Here is a 24472-nt window from a genome sequence, read left to right as displayed (position 1 = left end):
CGGTCGGCACCCCGCGTACGAACGGAACGCGTCTGCCGCTCCGCACCCGCGCCGGGCGCCCCCGGGGAGGGGTTACTGCGGTGGCGTGGGCGTGTCGTGGGTGCGGTACATCGCCTGTACGTCCAGCTCCAGCTGGACGGTCGGCCCGACGACCGCGATACCGCGGGCGAGCATGGAGCGCCAGTTGAGGGTGAAGTCCTCCCGGTGGAGTTCGGCCTTCGCGAGGGCCGCGCAGCGCAGTTCCTGTTCGTAGCCCCCGTTGATCGATCCGAGGTAGGTGGTGTCGAGGGCCACGGAGCGGCTGGTGCCGTGCATGGTGAGGGTGCCGTGCAGGGTCCACTTGGAGCCGCCGCGGTGGGCGAACCGGGTGCTGGTGAAGTCGATGTACGGGTAGCGCTCGACGTCCAGGAAGTCCGCGGAACGCAGGTGGTTGTCACGGGTGTTGTTGCCCGTGGTGACACTGGAGGCGTCGATGCGCACCGCCACCTGCGAGTCGGCCATGTTCGGAGCGACGCGGATGCTGCCCTGGAAGCGGGTGAACCGCCCGTGGACATGGGCCATGCCCACGTGCTTGGCGATGAACCGGATCGCGGTGTGCGGAGGGTCGAACAGCCAGGTACCGGCCGTCGGCAGTTCCATCTGGCGGGCGGGCTGGAGCGCGATGCGCGCGGTCGGCAGAGCCACCCCGGCCGCGATGTCGAGATTCTCGCGGGCGGGCGACAGGCCCTCGGCCGCGACCATCACGCTGTAGGCACCGGGCGGCAGCGTTGCTATGAAGTAGCCGTGGGGATCCGTGGTGCCGCGCGTCGCGACCCGGTGGCTGTCCAGCGCGGTCACGGTGACCTCGGCTCCGCCCATGGGCTGCCCCATGGGATCGAGCACCTCGAAGCCGAACGCCCCGGCACCGGGCGGCAGGGGGACCGACATGCTCGACACGGCACCGGAGGCACCACGGGAACGCCGACGACGGAGCAGCCCGAGAGCCATGGAGTTCACCCTTCTTCCCCTGCGTCTCGGTCATGCGACTCGCTCGGAGTTCTTGCATTCGCGGTCGCCGGTAAACGTCGACGACAGGAGGACGGACGCAAAGCCAGTAGTTCGCCGACGATCATAAAGCTCTCCGCGAGCAGGTCTCTCGAGCCGGTGTCGAAGCGGCTCAGCTCACTTGGGGGTGGGTGCGGGGCCACATATCGGTACATCGGCCGGCCATATCGCCACACCTCGATTCGTTGCTTTGCGGCAATGCTGTGGTGCAGGACACGGGAAAGGGACCGGATATTCACAACTGGTATGCGGTTTCATCACGGACCTCACACAGAACTCGCTGTGTCGATCACACAGAGGAGAACCAGCAGGTACCTGCGCCGGGCCCGCGGTGCCGCGATGGCCGAGAAGACGCTGCCGGACGTCGGTGAGTATGCCGGTATTCACGCGGATCATCATGTGGCGGAGCTCACGATGTACCGTCGCGATTTTCCGACGCCGCCGGCGAGTACGCGCCGCCTCGACGCCCCGCAGGCCCAACTCCCGCCCGTATCCGGGTGCGTGCTCCGAATTCCGTCGGACGGCCCCGTTGTTGACACACCATCAGGAGCGGCCAACGACGTTGTTCATGCGTCTACTTCGGCGAACAAGCGCGGATTTGCCGACGGGGGAGGGCCTGGAAATCCATACGAAGGAACTGCTGTTCTCGCTCCTTCCGCCCCGGTGGCCCGCGCGGGCGGGTGCGGGGCGGCGAGCGTCGTCGTCACTTGACGGAACCGCCGGTGATGCCTGCGGCGATGTACTTCTGGGCGAGGACGAGCAGGACCGCCGCGGGGATCGCGGCGAGGACGGAGGCGGCCATGACCGAACCCCAGTCGCCGACGTGCGCGCCGATGTACTGGTAGATGCCGAGGGTGACCGGCTTGACGTGGTCGGTGGTGTTGAGGGTGAGCGCGAACATGAAGTCGCTCCATGCGTACAGGAACGAGAACAGCCCGGCGGTGATCAGCGAGTTGCGGCTCATCGGCAGTACGACCCGCAGGAAGGTGCGCATCCGGCCGGCTCCGTCCACCTCGGCCGCCTCGATGACCTCGCGCGGGATGGCCACCATGAAGGACCGCATCAGCACGATCGCGAAGGGGATGCCCAGGGAGGCGTCGGCCAGCATCAGACCGAAGTAGGAGTTGACCAGGCCGAGGTCCACGTACGTGCTGTACAGCGCGTTGGCGATGACGATTCCCGGGACCATCTGGGTGATCAGGGTGCCGAACACCACGGTCCTCGTGCCGCGCAGCCTGAACTGCGCGAGGCCGTAGGCGGCCGGTGCGGAGAACGCCAGGCAGATCACGACGGCGCCGAGCGCGACGACGAGCGAGGTCAGCAGATGGCCGCCCTGCTCGGTCAGTGCCGAGGAGAAGCCGGACAGGTCCAGGCCGCGCGGAACCGGGTCGACCTCCAGCAGACCGGAGTCGGGTTGCAGCGCGGTGTTGACCATCCAGTACAGCGGGAACAGCATCACGCACAGGATCAGGAGGCCGACGGCGGTCGTGCCCCAGCGGCGCTTCGGCCTGCCGACGGCCCCGGTGGTGTTGGGGGTGGTCGCCATGCCCGTCACTTCCCTTCGTTGCGGTTGGCCCGCAGGTAGAACACCGCGAACACGGCGGAGATCAGCACCAGGACGTTGCCGACCACCGCGCCGGCCCCGAAGTCCAGTTGGACGAAGGAGTCCTGGTAGGTCAGTGTGCCCAGGGTCTGCGTGGAGTCGGCGGGACCGCCGTCGGTGAGCGCCAGCACCAGGTCGAGGATCTTGACCGTGGACATGAAGCCCAGCACGAGCACGACGGTGATGACGGGCTTCAGCAGCGGCAGCGTGACCGAGCGGAAGGTGCGCCACGCCGAGGCGCCGTCGAGGGAGGCGGCCTCGTAGACCTCACGCGGAAGTTCCTGGAGCCCGCCGTAGAGGATCACCGTGTTGAACGGGATGCCGATCCAGACGTTCACCAGGATCACGGCGAGCAGCGCCATGTGCGTACTGGTCAGCCATGGCGTGTGACCGATGCCGAACAGCCCGAGGAAGGAGTTCAGCACACCGGTGTCCTGGTCCAGGATGCGCCGCCAGACGATGCCGGAGACGACCATGGGCACCAGCCAGGGCAGCAGCATCAGCGCGCGCAGCACACCGCCCAACGGGAACCTGCGGTTGAAGAACACCGCGAGGCCCAGTCCGATGCAGAACTGCCCGACGAGCGAGCCGACCGTGAAGACGATCGTCTGCCACAGGGCCTTGCCGAACAGGTCGTCGCCGAAGACCTTGCGCCAGTTGTCCAGGCCGTTGAAGGGGGCCTTGCCGGTGAAGAAGGTCGACGGCGTGTAGTGCTGGAAGCTCATCACGATGTTGCGGACGAGCGGGTAGCCGAAGAACAGCAGCATGAACAGCACGGCGGGGGCGACGAAGCCCCACTGCGCGAGGGCGCGCCGCCGGCGGGCGCGGGCCGGGTCGGGGGCGGCTTCGGCGGTGCCGCCGATGGCCGCGGATCCCGCAACAGTGGTGGTGGACACGGGGGTTGCCTCACTTCCCGCTCTCGACGCGCGCCTGCGCGTGCTTCAGTGCCGCTGCGGAGGACTGGCCGGTGAGCGCCGACTGGAACGCGCTCTGCAGCGCGAGGGAGATCGAGGTCCAACCGGAGCCGGCCTTGGCGGTGCGCGAGCGTGCCACCGCGACCTGGTCGGCCAGTGAGCTGAGCGAGGGAACCTTCTTGCGCCAGACGGCGGCGGCCTTCCGGTTGGCCGGGATCATCCAACTGTTGAGCGCGTAGGTCACTTCCTCCTGCTCGCTCGTCAAACAGTTGACGATCTTCGCGGATGTCCTCTCGCGCGCCCTGTCGCCGATGTCCGGGATGGTCAGTTCACCGCCGCCCAGCGGGCCCACGGAGGCGTCCCCGGCCCTGGGGACGGGAATCCGCGCGATGCCCCAGTGCAGGCTCTTCTTGGTGTTGAGGGTCTCGACCTGCCACGGGCCGTTGATCATCATGGCGGCGTTTCCGGCCATGAACTGGTCGTTGACGTCGGCCTGGGTCCAGTTGATCGTCGACTTCGACAACGAGCCGTCGGAGAGCAGCGACTTCCAGTAGTCGAGCGCCTGGACGACCCGCGGGCTGTCGAGGTGGGTCTCGTCACCGCCGTTGGACCACATGAACGGCGTGAACTGGTAGACACCGTCCTCCGCCCCGCCCGCGCTCAGGGCGATGCCGTACCGGTGGCCCCGGGTGAGCTTCCTGGCCGTCTCGCGCATCTCTGCCCATGTGGTCGGCACCTTGGCGCCGGCCTCTTCGAGAACGTCCTTGTTGTAGAAGAGCGCGAGCGTGTTCACGGTGCGCGCCGCGCCGTAGTACGTGCCCTTGTAGGAGCCGTAGCCGACGATGCCCCGCGGCACGTCGGTGGTGTCGACGCCCAGTTTCCTCAGGTCCATGAGGCCGCCGGTCTCCGCGAAGGCCGGCATCTCGGAGCCGTCGAACTGGATGATGTCCGGCAGCGACTTGGAGGACGCCATCCGCAGCGACTTGGTCATGACCTGGTCGGCCGGGACGGACTGCTGCCGGACGGTGACGCCGAGCCGCTTGCCGCAGCGTTCGAGAGTCGCCGCGTCCCAGCGGTGGTACGAGTCGTCCGTCGAGGAGTTCAGGACGGTGTACACGCCGGGGTCGCGGGACTGGCCACAGCCGGCCAGCGCGGCGCCGGCCACGATCGCCGAGACGACGGTGAGCGCGACGAGGCCGGGCCGGCGGACCCGCCGGTGACGGGGCCTTGGTCCGTTCGGTGGGTGTGCTGTCACGATGCTGCCCTTGGGTGGGAGGGGTGCCGGATCCGGTGCACGCCGTGCCCGTCGGGGCGGCGGAGTGGGAGCGGGCCAGGGGCCCTGGACGCGGTTCCGGCGGACACGCGTCCGTGGGGGTGGCTCGGCTCCGTGCCCGGCGCGGGTGGCGCGGAACACGGAACGGTCGGGGCGGTCGGCCGCCGCCGAAGAGACGGTCCGCGGCGAACCGGCCGAGGTGCTCAGAGGTCGTCCCGCGCGTGACGGCGCCGACGGGGGAGTGCCTCGAAGGCGGAAGCGTCCCCGGACGGCGCCCGCACGCCGTCCACGGCCTGCCCGCCGACGCTCGACAGGCCGTAGGAACGCCTGTCCTCCGACAGGGTGTTGAAGCGCTTCGACAAAATCGACATGTGCGGCTCTTGCTTTCGCGCAGTCCGGAGACCTTGCCGGACGGTTTGTTTGGTGGGATGACTAATACGCCACGAGGTCGCCCGCGCGCTAGCCCCGTGCGGTCGCCTCTTGCTTCGAGGTCCGCCGTGCAGCAAGGTGTCGCCTGCACGATCAAGCCTCTTCAGAGCCTTCGTGGCGATGCCTGTGTCCCGGCTCGACAGCCTCCGCACCCCTGAGGGAGATCATGAAGTTCACCGACGGCTTCTGGCGTGTTCGCGATGGCGTACAGATCGACTACGCCATCGACGTGCGTGACGTCCGCGTGGAGTCGAAGCGCATCACTGCCCATGCCGCAGTGCAACGCGTGACGCGGAGGGGTGACACGCTCAACGCGCCGCTCATCTCCGTCGACTGCTTCTCGCCCGCCGAGGGCGTCATCGGCGTCCGCCTCACCCATCACTCCGGCAGGCGTCGCACCGGCCCCGAATTCACCGTCGGCGGCGACGAGGGCGGGGTGGGGGAGGTGCGCGCCGAAGGCGATGTCACCGAGCTGATCAGCGGCCCGCTCAGCCTGCGTCTGGACCGCTCCGCCCCCTTCGCGCTGAGCTTCTGTGACGCCGACGGCCGCGAACTGACCCGGGCGGGTGCCAAGAGCGCCGCCTTCGCCACCACCGACCGGGGTGAGCACCACATGGTGGCCAAGCTCGCGCTCGGCGTCGGCGAGCAGGTCTACGGCCTCGGCGAGCGCTTCACCCCGTTCGTCAAGAACGGACAGGTCGTCGACATGTGGCAGGCCGACGGCGGCACCAGCAGCGAACAGGCGTACAAGAACATCCCGTTCTACCTCTCCTCACGTGGCTACGGCGTCTTCGTCAACCACCCCGGCAAGGTCTCCTTCGAGGTCGGCTCGGAATCCGTCGGCCAGGTCCAGTTCAGCGTCGAGGACCAGACCCTGGAGTACTACGTCGTCGCCGGTCCCACCCCCAAGGACGTCCTCGGCCGTTACACCGGGCTCACCGGGCGCCCGGCTCTGCCGCCGGCCTGGTCCTTCGGCCTGTGGCTGACCACCTCCTTCACCACCTCCTACGACGAGGCGACGGTGATGTCGTTCGTCGACGGCATGGCCGAGCGCGGCATCCCCCTGTCCGTGTTCCATTTCGACTGCTTCTGGATGCGCGAGTACCAGTGGTGCGACTTCCGGTGGGACCCGGACGTCTTCCCCGACCCCGAGGGCATGCTGGCCCGGCTGAAGGCCAAGGGTCTGCGGATCAGCGTCTGGATCAACCCGTACATCGCGCAGAAGTCCCCGCTGTTCGACGAGGCCGCCGAACTGGGCCACCTGGTGCGCCGCCCCAACGGCGACGTGTGGCAGTGGGACCTGTGGCAGGCGGGCATGGGCCTGGTGGACTTCACCAGTCCCGAGGCCTGCGCCTGGTTCCAGTCGAAGCTCAAGCCGCTGCTGGACCAGGGCGTCGACTGCTTCAAGACCGACTTCGGCGAGCGCATCCCCACCGATGTCGTCTGGCACGACGGCTCGGACCCCGAGCGGATGCACAACTACTACACCGAGTTGTACAACAGGACCGTCTTCGACCTCCTGGAGAAGGAGCGCGGGCGGGGCGAGGCAGTGCTGTTCGCCCGCTCCGCGACCGTGGGCGGCCAGCAGTACCCCGTGCACTGGGGCGGCGACTGCTGGTCCTCCTTCGAGGCCATGGCCGAGTCGCTGCGCGGCGGACTGTCGCTGTCGCTCAGCGGCTTCGGCTTCTGGAGCCACGACATCGGCGGCTTCGAAGGCACCCCGGACGCCTCGGTGTTCAAGCGCTGGCTGGCCTTCGGCCTGCTCTCCTCGCACAGTCGTCTGCACGGCTCCTCCTCCTACCGCGTGCCGTGGGAGTTCGGCGACGAGGCCGTCGACGTCGCCCGCCGCTTCACCCTGCTCAAGCACCGTCTGATGCCGTACTTGTACGGTGCCGCCGTCGAGGCCCACCGCACGGGCGTGCCTTCGATGCGCCCGATGGTGCTGGAGTTCCCCGGCGACCCGGCCTGCCGCCCGCTGGACCGTCAGTACATGCTCGGCGCCGATCTGCTGGTCGCCCCGGTCTTCACCGAGGACGGCGAGGTCGAGGTCTATCTGCCCGACGGCGTCTGGACGCACCTGCTCACCGGTGAGACGGTCACCGGCCCGGTCTGGCGCACCGAGCGCCACGGCTACGACAGCCTCCCGCTGTACGTTCGTGAGGGTGCCGTCCTGCCGCTGGCCGCCGAGGGCCGGCGTCCCGACGGCGACTGGCTGGACGGCATCACGCTGCTGGCGCACCCGGCCACCGAGCAGGGGTACGAGCGGACCGTGACCGTCCCGGACCAGGCCGGCGCCACCAGCGCCACCTTCCGCCTCCGGCGGCGGGGGGACACCCTGCGCGTCACCGCGGAGAGCACCGACAAGCCCTTCACCGTCCAGATCGTCGGCGGCCCGAGTGCCACCGGAAGCGGCCAGGTCACGGTGTCGCTCACCTGAGAGATCGAAGCGCTTCGACAGTCATGGACACGGGCCTCTAGCTGGTACTAGGGTAAAATTCCATCTCTCTACCACCGCCAGATCACGAGTCTTGTCGAAGCGTTTCCTAGAGCCTGGAGAAGCCGGTTGGTCACTCTCGCAGAGGTCGCCCAGCACGCCGGAGTTTCGGCGAGCACGGTGAGCTATGTCCTCAGCGGCAAGCGGTCCATCTCCGCGGGGACCCGGGAGAGGGTCGAGCGGAGCATCCGGGCACTGGGGTATCACCCGAACGCAGGCGCCCGCGCGTTGGCCAGCAACCGGTCGAACATCATCGCCCTCATGATCCCCCTGCGTACGGACATGTACGTCCCGGTGATGATGGAGATCGCCACCGCCGTGGCGACCACCGCGCGGACCCATGGCTACGACATCCTCCTGCTCACCGGCGAGGAGGGCCCCGACGCGGTGCGCCGGGTCACCGGCAGCGGTCTCGCCGACGCGATGATCCTCATGGACGTCGAACTCGACGACGAGCGACTGCCCTTGCTGCGGGCGACCGAGCAGCCCTCCGTGCTGATCGGTCTGCCCGCCGACACCGCCGGTGTGACCTGCGTCGATCTCGACTGGAGTGCGACGGGCGCGCTCTGCGTGGAGCACCTGGCGGAGCTCGGCCACCGGGACGTCGCCGTCATCGGCGAGGCCCCCGCCGTCTACGAGCGGCACACCGGCTTCGCCGAACGCACCCTCGACGGCCTCCGCTCCCGGGCCCGCGAACTCGGCCTGAAGGTGCTGCACCGCCCCTGGGAGGGCGGTTACGACGCCATGGCGGTGACCCTGTCCCGGATCTTCGACGAGCGCCCGCGCACCACGGGCTTCGTCGTGCAGAACGAGTCCGCGGTGGAGCCGCTGCTCGCCGTGTTGCGCCGCCAGGGGCGGGCCGTGCCCGAGGACGTGTCGGTGGTGGCCGTCTGCCCCGAGCAGGTCGCCGTCCAGGCCTCGGTACGGCTCACCTCGGTCGCCGTCCCGGCCCAGGAGTTGGGCCGGCACGCGGTCGAGCTCCTGGTGGGCAAACTCGACGGGCGCGAGACGGACGGCGCGGTGCTCATCGCCCCCGAGCTGACCGTCCGGGCCAGCTCGGGACCGGCGCCGACCGCGCCGTGATCCTGTCCGCAGGCCTTGGGCTTCGGCGTGGAGCACGCGGAGGCCGAAGCGCGGGACGGGCAGGCGGTCCGGGGCCGTGTCAGCCCCAGAACTCCCGCAGGGCGGCGTTGACGGCGGCGGACTCCTGGGTGTGCGGGTAGTACCCGGGCACCCGCAGGAGGCGGCCCCCGAGGGAGTCCGCGAGGGACTCGGCCACGGCCATGAGGGGGAGCCCCACGTGCTCGCGGTAGCGGGCCGGCGCGCGCTCCCAGGTTCCGCAGATCACCAGGATCGGCAGGGCGGCGCCCCGGATCGCCGCCAGCGGGATCTCCGCCTCCCAGATGGGCCGCTCCCGCATGGACGTGGCAACGGCACGGAGTCGGCGCGGCGTGGGCTCGGGCATGGCCATCCCCAACCCCTCGGTGGACGCACGCAGATACTGCTCCGCGGTGACGCCGTCCGGTACGCCCGGGGCGCCGTCGCGCACCCGGTCGAGGAGGTCGGCGACGACTGGATGGTGCGGCGCGGCGGTGAAGGCGGAAGGCTGGACGAGGGCAAGGGAGCGGACGAGGTCGGGCCGGCGCGCGGCGGCGACGAGCGCGGCGACGGCGCCGTTCCCGTGCCCCACGAGGTGGACGCCGCCGACCCCGACGGCGCGGACCTCGTCGCCGAGAACCGCCACGATGTCCTCGGCGTCGACCTCGAAGTCGCTGCGCGGGGTGTCCGGGCTGTCGCCGTAGCCCCGGCGATCCACCAGGAGCAGCCGTCGGCCGTCCGCGAGGGGCCGCTGCCCGGCGAACCCGTACACGGGGTCGCTGCCCCAGGTGAAGATGTTGTGGACGAAGAGGGCGGGGGCAGCAGCGTCCGCCGAAGTTTTCCCGGGCCGGCCTTTGCCGGGCCGATGGCGGTCGTCCCACACGGTCACGTGCACGGCTGCCATGGGTCGTCCTCCCGAAGCCGAGGGCATCAACAACCTGAGACTAGAGGGCGGTTGGAAGGCTTCGCGAAACGGTCGGCTCGGTCCCGCTTCCGGTCGACGGCGAGCGGGCCACGCAACCCGGCGGCTCCCCGCACGAAGGCCCCGGCGGATCACCTGCGCGGCGGCGAACGCACCGAAGGGCCGCACCGGTCGGGGTGCGGCCCTTCGACGTGGCCCGCCTCGTCTCAGACGGGGCTCACCTTGCTCATGCCAGTGAGAACTTCTGGGCCGCGGAGCCGTTGCAGTCCCAGATCTGCAGGCGGGTGCCGTTGGCGGTGGCACCCGACGGCGAGTCGATGCACCGGCCGGTGGTCGGGTTGGATATGGAGCCGTCCGCGTTGGCGACCCAGTTCTGGTAGCCGCCGCCGTTGCAGTTGGCCAGCTGGAGCTGCGTGCCGGCCGCGTTCACACCGCCCGCGATGTCCAGGCACTTGCCCAGCGTACGCAGGGTCTGGCCGTTCCAGGTCCACTTCTGGTCGAGCGACGTGGCCTGCTGGCAGTCCCAGAGCTGGACCGCGGTGCCGTCGCCGCCGGTGTCGTCGCCCGCCACGTCCACGCACTTGCCGCCCGGTCCGTAGATCGGGGTGCCGATGGCGAACTGCTGGGCTGCGGAGCCGTTGCAGTCCCAGATCTGCAGGCGGGTGCCGTTGGCGGTGGCACCCGACGGCGAGTCGATGCACCGGCCGCTGGTCGGGTTCCGCAGCGTGCCGTCCGGTTGCCGCACCCAGTTCTGGTAGCCGCCGCCGTTGCAGTTGGCCAGCTGGAGCTTCGTACCGGCGGCGCTGTTGCCGCCTGCGATGTCCAGGCACTTGCCGAGGGTCTGCAGGGTCTGGCCGCTCCAGGTCCAGTGCTGGTCCTTGGCCGCCGACTGGCAGTCCCAGAGCTGGACCGCGGTGCCGTCACCGCCGGTGTCGTCGCCCGCCACGTCCACGCACTTGCCGCCGGGGCCGGTGATCGTCTGACCGCTCACCGAACCGCCGCCGCCACCGCCACCGCCCCCGGAGCCGGGCGCCTTGTTGTAGACGGCCACCGAGTCGATGACCAGCTTGCCGCCGGACACCGTGGACGCGTTCGGGCCCCCGCCGAAGGCGTCCGGGAAGCCGCCGCCGATCGCCAGGTCGTAGATGATGAAGAAGGGGTGGTCGACCGCGTTGGACCAGGTCGTGGCGTCCACCTGGTTGGCGTTGATCGTGTAGAAGTTGTTCCCGTCGAGATAGAACCTGATCTGCTCCGGCGACATCGAGCGGTCGATCTCCACCGCGTAGTCGTGGAAGCCGGTCTGGCAGCCCGAACAGGCGCGTTCACCCGAGCCGATGCCGGTCGACTCGTTGCACGGCCCACCCGGGTTCACACCGCAGTGCAGGGTGCTGAAGACGGAACTGCGGCCGTTGATGTCCTCCATGACGTCGATCTCGCCGGACTTCGGCCAGGTCACACCGTCGCGCAGCGGCGCACCGAGCATCCAGAACGCCGGCCAGTAGCCCGCCCCGTTGGCGGTGGTGACGTTGGGCTGCTGGAGGACGGACTCCATGCGTACGACACCGCCCGCCGGGGCGCCGAAGCTCGCCGACTGGGTCTCCACGCGCCCGGAGGTCCATCCGCTGCGCGGGTCGGAACCCGAGTGCAGGGCCTGGAGCACCAGATGACCCTGACCGTCGTAGTAGACGTTCGAGGTGCTGTTGGTCATCGTCTCGATCTCACCGGTGCCGAAGTTGCTGCCCGGCCCGGTGTCGTACTTCCACAGGTTCTGATCGATGCCGGTGCCGGACGCACCGTTGAAGTCGTCGCTCCAGGTGAGCGTGAAGCCCGACGGCGCCGGGGGCACCGCGGCCTGGGCGTTGAGCGTCGTGGTGACGGTGGCCGCCACCGTCATCACGACGACGGGAAGCAGAGAGAGCGCTCTCTTCCACCTGCGGCGCGGTGCCCTTCCAGGGGGTGATTGCATAGGTCTGGCCTCCGAAGAATCACATGATCGCGTCTGTTCGCCGTGCCACCCTGGTGATCTCCGTCAGCGGGGAGCGGCGCACGCGCCCTTGCGGGTCCGGATGGCGACGAACGGGGCGACGGTCGGTGCCTGGGCTGCCGTCGGCAGGCAGACCCACAGCGGACGGCCGGGCTGTCGTCTCCAACCGGCGGATGCATCACCAACTCTGGTGACAGTTTGCGGTGTTGAGCCATGTGGAGTTCTGTGCGAAGCAGACGGTATTGGCCCAGACCAACACCGTCAAGGCTGCGCAACGGACTGAGAACGGCTTGGGTGCTTAAGTCCGTGGTTCGACAAGCGGAAGGCGTTCGGCGGGTGCTCGCTCGGCGAGCGGTCAGTTGCCGGTGAGGCGGGCCGTCAGGCGGGACAGCAGGGCGACGGCCTCGCCGAGTCGCTGCATTTCGTCGGGGTCGAAGGTCTCGCGAATGGCGGCGCCCAGGGCGCCGACGCGGGTGGCGCGTTCGCGCTGGAGGCGGGAGCGGCCGGCGTCGGTGAGGTGCAGCAGAAGCTTCCGGCCGTCCTCGGGGTGCTGCTCGCCGTGGATCAGGCCGTCGGCCGAGAGGTCCTTGACCGACTTGGCCGCCGACTGGTGCGTGACGCCGCGCAGGCGGGCGAGTTCGGCCGTGGTCAAAGGGCCCCCGCGGTCCAGGAATCCGAGAATGGCGGCCTCGCCGGGCGGCATGGTGTCCACGGTCCGCACCGCCCTGACCAGCTCGCCGATCGACCGCCGAAGCTCCTCGGCCAGCGCGTCTTCGTCCATGGGGCCATCTTAGCCGTCTATGCCAAACCTAGTTGTACAGTTAAGTTGTACAACTAGGTTCAATGATGAGGAGGAGGGCATGCCAGTCATGGAGCTCACCAAGTTCGGTCATGCGTGTGTGCGGCTCGAGAAGGACGGGCGCCGCCTGGTCGTCGACCCGGGCGGCCTGACCGATCCAAGGGCGCTGGAGGGCGCCGACGCCGTGCTCGTGACGCACGAGCACTTCGACCACTTCTCGGAGGAGGTGCTGCGCCGGGCCGCCGCGGCGCGTCCGGGTCTGCGCATCTGGACCAACTCGTCCGTCGCGAAGCGACTGGACGGCCTGGGCGCGCGGGTCACCGCCGTCGGCGAGGGGGACGCATTCAGTGCGGCGGGCTTCGACATCACGGTTCACGGGGCCTGGCACGCGGTCATCCACCCGGATGTCCCGCGCATCCCGAACGTGGGCTTCCTGGTGGACGAGGCCCTCTTCCACCCCGGCGACGCACTCACCGTCCCCGGGGCTCCGGTCGGCACGCTGCTGCTGCCGGTGCACGCCCCCTGGTCCACCGTCGGCGATCTGATCGACTACGTGCGCGAGGTCGCTCCCCGTGACGCCTATGCCGTACACGACGGCGCCCTCAACGACATCGGCACCACCATGGTCGAGGGCTTCCTCGGCGAGCGGGGCCCCGGGGTCCCGGCCCGCTACCACCGCCTGGCCCCGGACACGAGCGTCCGCATCGACTGAGGGCCGCGGGCCGTCGCCGGCGACGAGCCGCTCGCGTTGGTGCTTGCGGGCGCGGGCATTTTCGGGCTGCGGAAGGATTGGACCGCGCGTCCGTCGCGGTGTTCTCCTCACGGAGCACCGCCCTTGACGGAATCGACCCCTGGAGCACGCCATGATCGCCGCTCGTCTGCACGCCTGGGACACCGCCCCCGACCTGGAGGAGACCGCGTTTCCGGGGCCGCCCCGGGAGGGCGAGGTGATCGTGGAAGTCGAGGCCGCCGCCGTCACCCATCTGGACCTCACCGTCATGACCGGCACCTTCACGCACCGGCCCGCGCTGCCGTTCACCCCCGGCACCGCGGGCGTCGGGACCGTCGTCGAGGGCGACGCCGCGCTGCTCGGTCGGCGGGTGCTGGTGCGAGGCGGTGGCATCGGCCTGGACCGGGACGGCACCTGGGCCGAGCGTGTCGGTGTCCCGGTCGACGCGATCCGCGAGGTCCCCCGGGAGACCGACGCCGCGCTCGCCGCCACGTGCTATTCGCCGATGACCACCGCGTGGGCCGCCGTGGAGGCGGTGGGCCGGATCAGGGAGGGGGAGCGGGTACTGGTCACCGGCGCGGCCGGCGCCGTCGGTTCGCTCTGCGTGCAGTTGGCCGCGCGGGCCGGGGCGTACGTCGTGGCCGTGGTCCGGGACGGGGACGCGGCCGGTGCCGTGCCCGACGCGACGCACGAGGTACTGGTCCGCCCGGCCGCGGCGGAGGTCACGGTCGAAGGGGAGGCCGACGTCCTGCTCGACACCGTCGGCGGGGACACCGTCCCGAGCTTCCTGGGAGCCATGCGGCCCGGCGGGCGGGCGGTCCTGATCGGGTACGTGGCCGGTACCACGCTCCGTGTCGACCTGCCCACGCTGATGTCCCGGGACATCGCCCTGCTGCCGATGAACATGGTTCGCCGCCATGTCCCCGCCGAGGTGTTCGACCGGCTGCTGAGGGACCTGACCGAGGGCCGGCTCACCCTCCGCACCACCGCCCTGTCCTTCGCGCGCATGGCGGAAGCGGTGGAGACCCGCCGCAAGGGGGGAGGCCGGGGCAGCATCGCGGTGCTGATGTGAAGCCGTCGGCTGGCTGCCACGGGGCCGGTTGACTGGTCGGCCGTCGTTCGTGGCGTTGGGGTCGACCGCCCTCGCATTCCCGGGAGTTGCCGGACTCGGCGCTCAAGGTGGCGTTCGCGGTGGTGACTTCACCGGCACCGGGAGGACCGTCCGGCCCTGCCGCTCGGAGACCGCGGCCGGCGGGCGCACCCAGGGGAGGGGCGCACGAACGACGAGCCCGCGCGCCCGCCTCGCCGCGCTTCGGCCTCCCTGTCACTATCAGGGCCCTGCCACTATGCGGGCCCTGTCACTGTCCGGCCCGAGCACCCGCGTGGCGATCCGGACGGCACACCGGTTGGTGCCGATTGTCACTCCGTCGGCAGGTACCGATCACCCGAACGGCCCGTCCCCGGAGCGATCAGTGGAATTGCCCGCAACGGTATGCGGAAGGGGGAAAGTTCACCCAGAAGGAGAAGTCGATGCGTGCAACCGAGGGACAAGCCCGTCGCAGGAGCCTGTCGTCCGTGGCGGCGGCCGTGGCGGCAGGCGCCGTCCTGGTCGGCTACTGCGCCGCACCCGGCGCCGCCACCACCGTCCCCGCGTCGGTCGTCACCGGCGGCGGCACGGCCGGCGGCGACACCTCCAAGGGCGACGTCCCCTGCGGGGTGCCGCCCATCTCGCTCGACCGCACCACGCAGTCCTTCCTCGACCAGCTCGCCCACCAGGACGGCAAGCCGCTGTTCGAGCAGACCCCCGCGCAGGCCCGCAAGGTCCTCGACAAGCTCCAGGCCGGCCCCGTGCCCAAGCTCGCCGCCGACATCACCGAGAAGACCATAGACGGCGGCCCCACCGGACGGGTGTCCCTGCGGATCGTCCGTCCCGCCGGGGTCAAGGGCACGCTCCCCGGTCTCGTCTACATCCACGGCGGCGGCTGGGTGCTCGGCAACGAGAAGACCCACGACCGGCTGGTGCGCCAGCTCGCCGGCGGAGCCCGCGCGGCCATCGTCTTCGTCAACTACACGCCTTCCCCGGAAGCGCGCTTCCCGGTCGCCATCGAGCAGGCCTACGCCGCCTCCAAGTGGGTGGCCGAACACGGCAACGAGATCGGGATCGACGGGAAACGTCTCGCCATCGCCGGCGACTCCGTCGGCGGTGACATGACCGCCGCCGTCACCATGATGGCCAAGCAGCGCGGCGGAGTGAAGTTCCGCCGGCAGGTCCTGCTCTATCCCGTCACCGACGCGAACTTCGACACCGCCTCCTACCGGCGGTTCTCGGAGAACTGCTGGCTCACCCGCGCCAACATGAAGTGGTTCTGGGACAAGTACGCCCCCCGCACCGCCGACCGGGACAACCCGCTGGCCTCGCCCAACAAGGCCACCACCGGACAACTGCGCGGCCTGCCTCCCGCGCTCGTCGTCACCGACTCCGACGCCCTCCTCGACGGCGCCAAGACCTACATCGGCAAGCTGCGCGCCGCGGGCGTCAACGTCCGGCACCTCAACTACCCGCACACCGTGCACGACTTCATGATGCTCGACGCGCTGCGCGACACACCGTCCGCCAAGGACGCCGTCGCCCAGACCGGCACATTCCTGCGCCAAGCCCTGAACGGCTGACAGCGGATCGTGCCCGGCCGGAGGCGTCACGGTGCCTCCGACCGGGCACGGGCTCGCCCGGCCGCTGCTGCGATCACCAGGCCGATGGCGACGACCTTGGCGGCCCCGTGGTACCAGCTCGCCGACTCCTCAGGCGTACCGGGCAGTCGTCAAAGGAAGCGGCGCAGCGGGGTGACCGCGGCTTCCTTCGCGCGTTGCAGCACTGCCCGCTGTCTCCAGCGCGTGGCGTCGATCTCCACGCTCTGCTCCACGTCCGCCTCGTAGTCCCGGTCGAGCGCGGCGGTGAACGTCTCGTCCAGGACGGCGAGCATGACCTCTTCGTCGTGGTCCATGGACCGGCGGTTGAAGTTGGTGGACCCGACGAGCGAGGCGACCGAGTCCACGGTGATGATCTTGGCGTGCATCATGGTCGGCTGGTACTGACGGATGCGCACACCGGCCCGCAACAGACGTGCGTAGTGGTGTTGGCCCGCGAGCTGGCAGGCGCGCTGGTCGGTATGGGGACCGGGCAGCAGGATCTCGACCCGCACCCCGCGCTGAGCGGTGCGGCACAGCAGGTCGACGAAATAGGTGTCGGGAGCGAAGTAGGCGGTGGCGAGCCGAAAGCGTTCCTCGGCGGAGGTGAGCATGACGCGGATGAGGGTCTGCATGTCCTGCCAGCCGATGCTCGCGGAGCCGCGGACGACCTGCACCACCGACGAGCCGGCCTGCGGGTGTTCCGTGAAGCGGTCGCGCTCGTCGAAGAGTTCGTCGTGGCACTCCGCCCAGTTCTGGGCGAACGCCGCCGCGATGCCGTCCACGGCCGGACCGCTCACCTGTACGTGGGTGTCGCGCCATTCGGCGGGATTGCGGGCGTCGCCGCACCATTCCTCCGCGATGCCGACCCCGCCGGTGAAGGCGATCTGCTCGTCGACCACGAGGGCCTTGCGGTGGCAGCGGTGGTTCTGCTTGAAGGGCGACAGCCACAGGGGTTTGCGGAACCAGGCCACCTGCACGCCCGCGGTGCTCATGAGGTCGAGCAGCCGTCGCTCGATCTCCTTGGCGCCGAAGCCGTCGAGCAGCAGGCGCACGCGCACCCCCGCGCGGGCCCGGTCGGCCAGCGCGGCGGCGAAGTCGTGCGCTATCTGACCCCGCCAGTACACGAACGTCATCATGTCGATGGTGTGCCGGGCCGCGCGGATCGCCCCGAGCATCGCGGGGAAGATCTCGTCTCCGTTGCGCAGGGGCGTCAGGGCGTTGCCTTCGGTGGCGGCCACGCCGATCAGCCGCTCCAGCCGTCGGCGCAGCCGCTGCTTGCGCGCCGCCGCGTCGGGTACGGCACAGTGAGCAGAGGGTGCTGCCACATCGTCGACAACCACGCCGGATTCCCTACCAGGTCATAGAACGGAACGTCACGGGCCGCCGGGCGAGCCCGACAAGCGGATGCCCGGGCGGCGTCGCCTTACTCCAGCGTGAGTCCGTCAGGCAGGTCGCCCTGGCCGAGGCGGCTGCGCAGGCGTCCGGCACCGGCGATGTCGCGCACTTGCCGTGCATCGCCGGTGCGCTCGGTGCCGACTCACTGTCCCCGCTGCGGGGATGGCGCCCGGACGGGGCGTGAGCCGCGCGGGCGTGGCCGGGGCGCCGGCGGTTCAGCCCTGCTTGGGCGCCGTGACGGGCATCAGGCGCAGGGTGAAGGAGTGACCGGCCGGGTCGGCGTATCCGCGTTCCTCGTACGGCCCCGCCGGATCCTTCGTGTCGATCGGCCGGCCCCCGAGTCCCACCACCCGCCGCTCGGCCTCGTCCATGTCCTCGACCAGGAAGACCAGATGGGCCTGGAGGGAGTTCTCCGGGCGCGGCCAGCTGGGCGAAGTGGCGTTCACATCACGGCGGAAGGCCAGCCGTACGCCGTCGGCACCACGGATCTCCACGAGGTTGGCGGAGGCACCCGTCTGCTCGCCGTCCAGCAACTCCTTGTAGAACACGGAGAGTTTCTCGGGCTCGGCGCAGTCGAGGACCACGAAGCCCGCCTTCACCAAAGTCATGTTTCCTCCCGGGGATGGCCTGCCTCTGCGGATATCCCCGGTTGCCGGATTCAGTCGGCGGCGGTGAGGCCCGGGCGCCATCACGGGTGCTGGATCGTCCCCTCCGCCGAGATCCGCGCGGCGTTCGGGCCGAAGTCCTCTTCCGACATGCCGGAGACGAGGTCGATCGCCTCGCCCCCCGGCTCAGGTGTGCCGGGTGCCACGATCCGGGTCGGGCGCAGCTGCCCGGAGACGTAGCCGCCGTCCGCACGGAGGGTCACTTGAAGCACGCCGCTGGTGGAGAGTGTGCCGCCGAGGCCGAGGACCCCGTAGCCGGTGAAGTTGCCGAGGCTGTAGGCGATCAGCCTGCCCTTGTAGAACTCCATGCCCCGCATCACGTGCGGGCCGCTCCCCACGACGAGGTCGGCCCCGGCGTCGATCACCGCGTGGCTGAAGCGATAGCCGTCGCCCCGGTCCTCGCCGAGGAAGTACTCGGTGCCGGGCTCCACGTGGGTGCGGTCCGAGCCCTCCGCGCCGGCGTGCATGGTGACGATCACGATGTCCGCCGACTTCGCGGCGCGCGCGGTGAGTTGCTGTGCGGCGGGGATGTCCGTGATGTCGTTCGCCCCCCGGTCGGGAGCGAACCCGACGAGCGCGACCCTGATGCCGTGCACCTGCTGCACGGTGAGCTGGCCCAGGCGGCCGGTGTACAGCAGGTTCGCCGAGCGCAGCGCGGCGAACGTCTCGCGCCGCCCCTCGGCGCCGAAGTCGTCGATGTGATTGTTCGCCGTGTTCATGGCCGTGAACCCGGCCTTCTTGAGCAGGCGGCCGTAGGACGGCGGGACACGGAACGCGAAGCAGTTCGGGCCCTCGATGTAGTCGCACTTGCTGGAGCCGCTGGTGGTGAGCGTGCCCTCCAGGTTCCCGAGCACCACGTCCCCGGTGAGCAGATCGTCCACGGGGTCGAAGAGCGAGGCGCCGTCATCCGGCGGCAGCTCGTCCGGCAGCGAGCCCATCACGATGTCCCCCACGGCGGCGATCCGCACGTTGCCCGCAGGCCGCGGCGGCGGCGCCGGCGCGCCGAGCGACGTGGCCGTCCGTGTGGGGGACCGGGGAGAGGGGACGGAGGCCGGGTGCTCGGAGCCGCCGCGGGCGACGAGGGCCGCGATGACCGCCGCCGCAGCGGCCCCGGCCAGGAAGAGGGTGAACGTGCGGCGACGTACCGGCCGCTGCCGCTCGCGCCGCTGTCGAGGACGCTGACCGCCGGACATGATCACCGGCTCATGCTACGAAGCGACCAGCCGCTCTCGGCGCAGTGCCACCACCGGCGTGTTCCCGGCATCGTTCCCCTGGACGCTCCCTTTGCTGATTCCCCGGTGAATCGGTTGACGTCACCGAGGACAAGCCCGGCCACCGCATCCTCACCCGCGGCGGCCGGGCCGGTGCGCACGCCACGTGCCACGCCGGAACCGGGGACCGGTGCCTCGGCGCATCGCGTACGTGTGCGTGTGCGGGTCCGTTGTCGAGGATTGCCGCAGCGCGGGGGAGGGGCCGAGCCATGGCGGCGACGGCGGGCCGCCGCACCGGGTTCCGTGGCGATGCGGCGGAAGACGACGCACCGGTCGGCAGGGCGTGTCATGTAGGTTCGGGTCGGTGCCGCGCGCCGATCCGCGCACGGTGCTCTCCGGCCGCTGCGGTGCCGGTGTCCGGAAGCGAGGGAGGTGCGGCGGTGGCCGAGCAGAAGCAGAACGGTGGCGGAACCGCCGGGGCCGCCGCCGAGCGGACCATCCGCGTACGCAATCCGCGCGGGCAGGGAGAACGGCTGCGCGAGGAGATCCTGCGGGCCGCCGGGGGGCTGCTGGAGCAGGTGGGTAGCGAGGACGCCCTGTCCCTGCGCGCCGTCGCCCGGGAGGTCGGCATCGCCACCCCGAGCATCTACCGCCACTTCTCCGACAAGACGGAACTGGTGTGGGCGGTGCTGGCGGAGCACTACGAGCGGCTGGCCGGGATCATGTCCGAGGCCGACAGCTCCGCGCCCGCCGACGACCCGCTGGCCCGGCTGCGCTCCCAGCTCACCGCCTACTGCCGATTCGCGATCGCGAATCCGGCGAAGTACCGCCTGATGAGCGAGACCTGGCAGACCCCGGTGGACGAGGAGCGCCTGCACGGCCATCCCGCGGGGCTGCTCCTGCGCGCCCTGAGCCGGGCGCTCACCGCGTGTGAGGAGGCCGGCTGGAGGGTCCGGGGCACCCGCGCGGACGCCCCGTACATGCTGTGGTGCGCGCTGCACGGCCGGATCACCCTGTGGCAGGTGATGCCGCGCCGCAAGGACCCCGCCCGGCTCGACCGGTTCGTCGACGAACTGCTCGGCCTCCTGCTGGAGCGCTGACCCGCGCCACCCCGCACACCCCTGACCGGCGCCCGTTCGAGCAGCCGCGTCCCCGACCGGCGCCTGCCCGCGCGGCCGAGCCCCCCGGCCGGCGTGCCTCTCACCCCGCGCGCCTTGCGCCGGGCACACCCTTGGGGCTGAGTGGCACTTCCCTGACCAGCGCCTTCTCCGGCCGTGTATCCGCGGCGAGGCCTGCCCCGGCAAGGCCGCCCACCGGTCCGCCGGATTTTCTTCACTTTTTCCGACGTCCGGACTGCGGCACACCCTAGGGATACAGGTGTAAGCTAACAGCTGTTATCCAACGTGTTCTCCCCCCTCAAGGAGCGGCATGACCACCGCAGCACTCCCCCCGCTTCCCACTCAGCCGCCCTCCGGTTGCCCCTTCGACCCCCCGGAGGGGCTGGCCCGGCTGCGGATCGAGGAACCCCTGTCGAAGGTCGCCCTGGATGACGGCGGCTGGGCCTGGCTGGCCACGCGTTACGCCGACGTCCGGGCGATCCTCGGCGACGCGCGCTTCAGCTCCGACACCTCCACCCCCGGCTATCCGGTCAGCGGCATGACCGGCGGCGGACCGCGTCCCGGCGCCACCCGCGGCTTCATCCGCATGGACCCGCCGGAGCACACCCGGCTGCGCCGCATGGTGACCCGCGACTTCATGGTCAAGCGGGTGGAGGCACTGCGCCCGACCCTGCAGAAGCTCACCGACGAGCTGTGCGACGCCATGGAGCGCATCGACCGCTCCGAGCACCCCGTCGACCTGGTCAAGGCCCTGGCGCTGCCGTTGCCGTCGCTCGCCATCAGCCTGCTGCTGGGCGTCCCCTACGAGGACCACGACACCTTCCAGCGGCTGACCGGCGCCCTGCTCGCCCGCGAGATCCCCGAGGAGGACCGCGCCGCGGCCCGCACCGAGCTGCTCGCCTACGTCAACGACCTGGTCGAGACGAAGAAGGCCGAGCCGGGTGACGACATCCTCAGCCGCCTGATCACCGAGCAGTACGACAAGGGAGAACTGACCCACGACGACCTCGTGGCGTTCGCCGTGCTGCTGCTGGTCGCCGGACACGAGACGACGGCCAACATGATCGGCCTGAGCGCCCTGACCCTGATGCTCGACCCGGAGACCGCCGGCCGGCTGCGCGAGGATCCCTCCCTCATCCGCGGCGCCGTCGAGGAACTGCTGCGCTTCCACAGCATCATCCGCAACGGTCCGCGCCGCGCGGCCCTGGCGGACGTCGAGGTCGGCGGGCAGCTCATCCGCAAGGGCGAGGGCGTCATCGTCGCCGTGCCGTCCGCCAACCGCGACGAGGACACCTTCCCCGACGCCGGCCGGCTCGACATCCGCCGCCCCAACGCCCAGCACCACGTGGCCTTCGGCTACGGCATCCACCAGTGCCTGGGCCAAGCCCTGGCCCGCGCCGAGCTGCAGGTGGTCATCACCACCCTGCTGCGCCGCTTCCCCGGGATGCGTCCCGCCGTGCCGGTGGAGGAGATCCCCTTCCGCACCGACATGGTCATCTACGGCTGCCACGCCCTGCCGGTCACCTGGTGACCCCACCCCCACCGAACCCCCAAGGGATCACACCCCCACACAGAAGGAATCACCGATGAAGATCACCATCGACGAAGCGAAGTGCTGCGGCGCCGGCCAGTGCGTGCTGGTCGCGCCCGAGGTCTTCGACCAGCGTGACGAGGACGGCATCGTCGTCCTGCTGAACGCCTCCCCGGACGCCGCACAGCACGCCGCGGTCCGCGAGGCCGCCACCATCTGCCCGGCCGCGGCCATCCAGGTGCGCGAATGAGCACCGCCCGCCCCCGCATCGCCGTCGTCGGCGCCGCCGCGGCCGGACTGGCCGCGGCGGAGGGGCTGCGACGCCTTGGCTGGGACGGCGAGATCACCCTCGTCGGTGACGAGCCCCACCTGCCCTACGACCGGCCGCCGCTGTCCAAGCAGGTCCTGTCCGGCGCCTGGGAGCCCGAGCGCACCGCGCTGCGGGACACCGCGCAGATCACCGGCCTGGAACTCGACCTGAGACTGGGCACCCGCGCCCGCGCCTACGACCCGGCGCAGCGCACGCTCACCCTGGACGGCGACGGGCAGAGCGATCTGCGCTGTGCCGGAGTCATCGCCGCCACCGGTGTGACACCCCGCGCCCTGCCCGGCACCGCAGGGGTCCAGGGCGTACACCTCCTGCGCACCCTGGACGACGCGCTCCGCCTGCGCGGGCGCCTGGCCCTGCCCGGCCGGCGGCTCGTCGTCGTCGGCAGCGGTGTGCTCGGTGCCGAGGCCGCCGCCGTGGCGCGCACGCTCGGCCACGACGTGGCCCTCGTCGGCACCAAGGAAACCCCCATGCAGCGGGTGCTGGGCGCCGAGGTCGGAGGGCTGCTCGCCGAGGCACACCGCGCCCACGGTGTCAGCCTGCACACAGGGCGGGCGGTCACCGGCATCACCGAGCGGTCCGGACGGGTGAGCGGCGTCGTCCTCGCCGACGGCACCGTCGTGGAGGCCGACGACGTCCTCGTCGCCATCGGTTCCGTTCCCGCCGTCGACTGGCTGCGCGGGCCCGGTGCCGACGCGGCGGGCCTGGACCTGTCCGACGGTCTCGGCTGCGACGAGTTCTGCGCCGCTGCCCCCGGGCTGTACGGCGCGGGTGACGTCGCCCGCTGGTACCACCCCGTGCTGCGACGGCACCTGCGGATCGAGCACCGTATGAACGCGAGCGAGCAGGGCCTGGCCGCCGCCCGCAATCTGCTGGCCGAACTGGACCCCGAGCGCTTCGGCGAACGCCGTCCGTTCACTCCGGTGCCCTACTTCTGGTCCGACCAGTACAGCCTGAAGCTCCAGGCGTACGGCGTCCTGGCCGGCGCGGAGCGAGTCCAGGTGCTGCGCCTCGACAAGGACCCGCTACGGCTGGCCGCGCTGTACGGCACGTCCGACCACGCCACCGGAGCCCTGGCCATCGGTCTGCCGCCACGCCAGGCCAGGTCCCTGCGCGCACTGGTCGCCACGCCGTCGCCCTGGCCGGAGGCCACCGCACGGCTGGCCGCGGCAGTGGAGGGCTGAGCCCTCGAACGGGGGACCGGTCAGGCGCTGAGCAGGGAGTCGTCCTGCGGGCGGGCGCCGGGCAGCCGGTGGCGGGCGGCGATGAGCGCGGCGTCGACATCACGGGTTCCGGTCGCCACACACAGGGTGTAGGCGACGTCGTCCATGCGCTGGCGCACCTCGGCGCTGCCGTCTTCGGCGTGCAGGATCCGCAGCGTCTCGTACTGCTCGACCAGGTTCTTCAGTACGGCGGGGTGCGCCATCAGCATCGGGAGTCTCCCTCATCACCACGAACCACTTGGTAACTGCACCGGCCCTTGTGCCCCGGCTCCCGGCCGCCATTCCCGTGGATTTCGGACGGCGGCCGGGAGCCGGGGGACCGGCCCGCTCCCTCGGCGGACGGCAACCGGAGCGGCTCGCCGACCTCGGGGTGGCCGCGGAATCCCGGAGGCCATCAACGCGGACGGCCGGGGTAAGCGGTAGTGACCCAACCGTTCGCACGAAAGTGGTGCCCTGCCATGGCCGAGACACGTGACGTCGTCGAGCTCATCCTTCGAGACCACCGGCGCATGGAGGATCTGTTCCGCCTGATGCGCAGCGTCGAGGCCGACCGGGCCGCCGCGCTGCGGGAGTTCGCGGACCTGCTGATCGCCCACGCGCTGGCCGAGGAGGCCAAGGTCTATCCCGCCCTGAAGCGCTACAAGCACATCGACGACGAAGAGGTCGAGCACGGCGAGCACGAGCACGACGAGGGCAACAAGGCACTGCTGGACCTCCTGGAGGTGGAGGAGGTGGGCTCCGAGGAGTGGGACTCCAAGCTGGAGGCGCTGGTGGAAGCCGTCACCCACCACGCCGACGAGGAGGAACGCACCATCCTCAACGGCGCGCGCGAGAACGTGGCGATGGAGCGGCGTGAGGAACTGGGCGTGGCGTTCACGGAGGAGCGCGAGCGCCGACTGAAAGCCGGCTGCGGCTCGCTCGACAACGTGCGCGACATCGTCCATTCCTGACCAGGCGGGGGCCCGGCCGCGGGGTGCGTCGAGCGGGGACGTGTCCTGGACCGGGCCCGGAGCGGGCGCCCGA

The 24472-nt window shown here is 70.7% G+C and carries 22 protein-coding genes; 10 read left to right on the top strand and 12 right to left on the bottom strand.

Going from position 1 to position 24472, the window contains the following annotated elements:
- Positions 1 to 72 precede the first annotated feature (72 nt).
- From ACSP97_RS00945 to ACSP97_RS00925, 5 genes are all read right to left on the bottom strand, one after another.
- Positions 73 to 987: a YceI family protein gene (locus ACSP97_RS00945; protein ID WP_355147552.1), complete on the bottom strand. Its 915-nt coding sequence runs from the start codon at positions 985 to 987 to the stop codon at positions 73 to 75.
- A gap of 760 nt (positions 988 to 1747) precedes the next feature.
- Positions 1748 to 2590 (bottom strand): carbohydrate ABC transporter permease, encoded by an 843-nt coding sequence (locus ACSP97_RS00940; RefSeq protein WP_440556076.1) that lies wholly within the window; start codon positions 2588 to 2590, stop codon positions 1748 to 1750.
- A 5-nt stretch (positions 2591 to 2595) separates the two neighbouring features.
- Complete coding sequence (locus tag ACSP97_RS00935) at positions 2596 to 3543, bottom strand: carbohydrate ABC transporter permease (RefSeq protein ID WP_440556075.1); 948 nt, start codon at positions 3541 to 3543, stop codon at positions 2596 to 2598.
- Between the two features lie 10 nt (positions 3544 to 3553).
- A complete protein-coding gene (locus ACSP97_RS00930; RefSeq protein ID WP_440556074.1) occupies positions 3554 to 4816 on the bottom strand; it encodes an ABC transporter substrate-binding protein in 1263 nt (420 codons plus the stop codon).
- A gap of 221 nt (positions 4817 to 5037) precedes the next feature.
- The gene (locus tag ACSP97_RS00925) at positions 5038 to 5205 is read right to left on the bottom strand and encodes a hypothetical protein (protein WP_358680133.1); all 168 of its coding nucleotides are present in this window, start codon (positions 5203 to 5205) and stop codon (positions 5038 to 5040) included.
- A gap of 224 nt (positions 5206 to 5429) precedes the next feature.
- Between ACSP97_RS00925 and yicI the strand changes: the two genes are divergently transcribed.
- Both yicI and ACSP97_RS00915 read left to right on the top strand, forming a co-directional pair.
- Positions 5430 to 7700, top strand: a complete 2271-nt coding sequence (gene yicI, locus ACSP97_RS00920) for an alpha-xylosidase (protein WP_440556073.1) — start codon at positions 5430 to 5432, stop codon at positions 7698 to 7700.
- A gap of 126 nt (positions 7701 to 7826) precedes the next feature.
- Positions 7827 to 8840 carry a LacI family DNA-binding transcriptional regulator gene (locus ACSP97_RS00915; protein WP_355526260.1) on the top strand — a complete coding sequence of 338 codons (1014 nt, stop codon included), beginning with the start codon at positions 7827 to 7829 and terminating at the stop codon, positions 8838 to 8840.
- 79 nt (positions 8841 to 8919) lie between these two features.
- Here ACSP97_RS00915 and ACSP97_RS00910 read toward each other — a convergent pair whose 3' ends face one another.
- From ACSP97_RS00910 to ACSP97_RS00900, 3 genes are all read right to left on the bottom strand, one after another.
- Complete coding sequence (locus tag ACSP97_RS00910) at positions 8920 to 9759, bottom strand: alpha/beta fold hydrolase (protein WP_440556072.1); 840 nt, start codon at positions 9757 to 9759, stop codon at positions 8920 to 8922.
- Positions 9760 to 10003: 244 nt separating this feature from the next.
- Positions 10004 to 11671: a ricin-type beta-trefoil lectin domain protein gene (locus ACSP97_RS00905; protein ID WP_355327832.1), complete on the bottom strand. Its 1668-nt coding sequence runs from the start codon at positions 11669 to 11671 to the stop codon at positions 10004 to 10006.
- Between the two features lie 445 nt (positions 11672 to 12116).
- The gene (locus ACSP97_RS00900; RefSeq protein ID WP_388293464.1) at positions 12117 to 12542 is read right to left on the bottom strand and encodes a MarR family winged helix-turn-helix transcriptional regulator; all 426 of its coding nucleotides are present in this window, start codon (positions 12540 to 12542) and stop codon (positions 12117 to 12119) included.
- Between the two features lie 88 nt (positions 12543 to 12630).
- On the opposite strand from ACSP97_RS00900, the gene ACSP97_RS00895 reads away from it, so the two are divergent.
- From ACSP97_RS00895 to ACSP97_RS00885, 3 genes are all read left to right on the top strand, one after another.
- Complete coding sequence (locus ACSP97_RS00895) at positions 12631 to 13272, top strand: MBL fold metallo-hydrolase (protein ID WP_355147556.1); 642 nt, start codon at positions 12631 to 12633, stop codon at positions 13270 to 13272.
- 151 nt (positions 13273 to 13423) lie between these two features.
- Positions 13424 to 14362 carry a quinone oxidoreductase family protein gene (locus ACSP97_RS00890; protein ID WP_388293462.1) on the top strand — a complete coding sequence of 313 codons (939 nt, stop codon included), beginning with the start codon at positions 13424 to 13426 and terminating at the stop codon, positions 14360 to 14362.
- Between the two features lie 458 nt (positions 14363 to 14820).
- Entirely contained in the window at positions 14821 to 15960 is a 1140-nt protein-coding gene (locus tag ACSP97_RS00885) for an alpha/beta hydrolase (RefSeq protein WP_440556071.1), read from the top strand.
- A gap of 149 nt (positions 15961 to 16109) precedes the next feature.
- On the opposite strand, the gene ACSP97_RS00880 is transcribed toward ACSP97_RS00885, so the two are convergent.
- From ACSP97_RS00880 to ACSP97_RS00870, 3 genes are all read right to left on the bottom strand, one after another.
- Complete coding sequence (locus ACSP97_RS00880) at positions 16110 to 17318, bottom strand: phospholipase D-like domain-containing protein (protein ID WP_440556070.1); 1209 nt, start codon at positions 17316 to 17318, stop codon at positions 16110 to 16112.
- 270 nt (positions 17319 to 17588) lie between these two features.
- On the bottom strand, positions 17589 to 17981 hold the full coding sequence (locus ACSP97_RS00875; protein WP_355147485.1) for a VOC family protein: 393 nt from the start codon (positions 17979 to 17981) through the stop codon (positions 17589 to 17591).
- A gap of 80 nt (positions 17982 to 18061) precedes the next feature.
- On the bottom strand, positions 18062 to 19231 hold the full coding sequence (locus tag ACSP97_RS00870) for a CapA family protein (RefSeq protein ID WP_440558533.1): 1170 nt from the start codon (positions 19229 to 19231) through the stop codon (positions 18062 to 18064).
- A gap of 458 nt (positions 19232 to 19689) precedes the next feature.
- Here ACSP97_RS00870 and ACSP97_RS00865 point away from each other — a divergent pair, with 458 nt between their 5' ends.
- The 4 genes from ACSP97_RS00865 (at position 19690) to ACSP97_RS00850 (ending at position 23410) form a co-directional block, all read left to right on the top strand.
- Positions 19690 to 20349, top strand: coding sequence for a TetR/AcrR family transcriptional regulator (locus ACSP97_RS00865; RefSeq protein WP_355526243.1), 660 nt, complete (start codon positions 19690 to 19692; stop codon positions 20347 to 20349).
- A gap of 328 nt (positions 20350 to 20677) precedes the next feature.
- Positions 20678 to 21898, top strand: a complete 1221-nt coding sequence (locus ACSP97_RS00860; RefSeq protein WP_440556069.1) for a cytochrome P450 — start codon at positions 20678 to 20680, stop codon at positions 21896 to 21898.
- A gap of 55 nt (positions 21899 to 21953) precedes the next feature.
- Entirely contained in the window at positions 21954 to 22148 is a 195-nt protein-coding gene (locus ACSP97_RS00855) for a ferredoxin (RefSeq protein ID WP_355147491.1), read from the top strand.
- A complete protein-coding gene (locus ACSP97_RS00850; protein ID WP_440556068.1) occupies positions 22145 to 23410 on the top strand; it encodes an NAD(P)/FAD-dependent oxidoreductase in 1266 nt (421 codons plus the stop codon). Before ACSP97_RS00855 ends, ACSP97_RS00850 begins: the two co-directional genes overlap by 4 nt.
- Positions 23411 to 23430: 20 nt before the next feature.
- Here ACSP97_RS00850 and ACSP97_RS00845 read toward each other — a convergent pair whose 3' ends face one another.
- Complete coding sequence (locus ACSP97_RS00845) at positions 23431 to 23658, bottom strand: DUF5133 domain-containing protein (RefSeq protein WP_355327852.1); 228 nt, start codon at positions 23656 to 23658, stop codon at positions 23431 to 23433.
- A 249-nt stretch (positions 23659 to 23907) separates the two neighbouring features.
- On the opposite strand from ACSP97_RS00845, the gene ACSP97_RS00840 reads away from it, so the two are divergent.
- Positions 23908 to 24399, top strand: coding sequence for a hemerythrin domain-containing protein (locus ACSP97_RS00840; protein WP_391870821.1), 492 nt, complete (start codon positions 23908 to 23910; stop codon positions 24397 to 24399).
- The last annotated feature ends 73 nt before the right edge of the window (positions 24400 to 24472 follow it).

It is taken from the genome of Streptomyces sp. SCPE 10 (genome assembly GCF_051980735.1).
Classification (GTDB): domain Bacteria; phylum Actinomycetota; class Actinomycetes; order Streptomycetales; family Streptomycetaceae; genus Streptomyces; species Streptomyces misionensis.
This window is presented reverse-complemented; position numbering and strand designations above follow the sequence as displayed.

Coding starts and splice junctions, on each gene's coding strand:
- ACSP97_RS00945 (WP_355147552.1), bottom strand. CDS start 987: ATGGCTCTCGGGCTGCTCCGTCGTCGGCGTTCCCGTGGTGCCTCCGGT.
- ACSP97_RS00940 (WP_440556076.1), bottom strand. CDS start 2,590: ATGGCGACCACCCCCAACACCACCGGGGCCGTCGGCAGGCCGAAGCGC.
- ACSP97_RS00925 (WP_358680133.1), bottom strand. CDS start 5,205: ATGTCGATTTTGTCGAAGCGCTTCAACACCCTGTCGGAGGACAGGCGT.
- yicI (WP_440556073.1), top strand. CDS start 5,430: ATGAAGTTCACCGACGGCTTCTGGCGTGTTCGCGATGGCGTACAGATC.
- ACSP97_RS00910 (WP_440556072.1), bottom strand. CDS start 9,759: ATGGCAGCCGTGCACGTGACCGTGTGGGACGACCGCCATCGGCCCGGC.
- ACSP97_RS00905 (WP_355327832.1), bottom strand. CDS start 11,671: ATGACGGTGGCGGCCACCGTCACCACGACGCTCAACGCCCAGGCCGCG.
- ACSP97_RS00900 (WP_388293464.1), bottom strand. CDS start 12,542: ATGGACGAAGACGCGCTGGCCGAGGAGCTTCGGCGGTCGATCGGCGAG.
- ACSP97_RS00895 (WP_355147556.1), top strand. CDS start 12,631: ATGGAGCTCACCAAGTTCGGTCATGCGTGTGTGCGGCTCGAGAAGGAC.
- ACSP97_RS00890 (WP_388293462.1), top strand. CDS start 13,424: ATGATCGCCGCTCGTCTGCACGCCTGGGACACCGCCCCCGACCTGGAG.
- ACSP97_RS00885 (WP_440556071.1), top strand. CDS start 14,821: ATGCGTGCAACCGAGGGACAAGCCCGTCGCAGGAGCCTGTCGTCCGTG.
- ACSP97_RS00875 (WP_355147485.1), bottom strand. CDS start 17,981: ATGACTTTGGTGAAGGCGGGCTTCGTGGTCCTCGACTGCGCCGAGCCC.
- ACSP97_RS00870 (WP_440558533.1), bottom strand. CDS start 19,231: ATGTCCGGCGGTCAGCGTCCTCGACAGCGGCGCGAGCGGCAGCGGCCG.
- ACSP97_RS00860 (WP_440556069.1), top strand. CDS start 20,678: ATGACCACCGCAGCACTCCCCCCGCTTCCCACTCAGCCGCCCTCCGGT.
- ACSP97_RS00855 (WP_355147491.1), top strand. CDS start 21,954: ATGAAGATCACCATCGACGAAGCGAAGTGCTGCGGCGCCGGCCAGTGC.
- ACSP97_RS00850 (WP_440556068.1), top strand. CDS start 22,145: ATGAGCACCGCCCGCCCCCGCATCGCCGTCGTCGGCGCCGCCGCGGCC.
- ACSP97_RS00845 (WP_355327852.1), bottom strand. CDS start 23,658: ATGCTGATGGCGCACCCCGCCGTACTGAAGAACCTGGTCGAGCAGTAC.
- ACSP97_RS00840 (WP_391870821.1), top strand. CDS start 23,908: ATGGCCGAGACACGTGACGTCGTCGAGCTCATCCTTCGAGACCACCGG.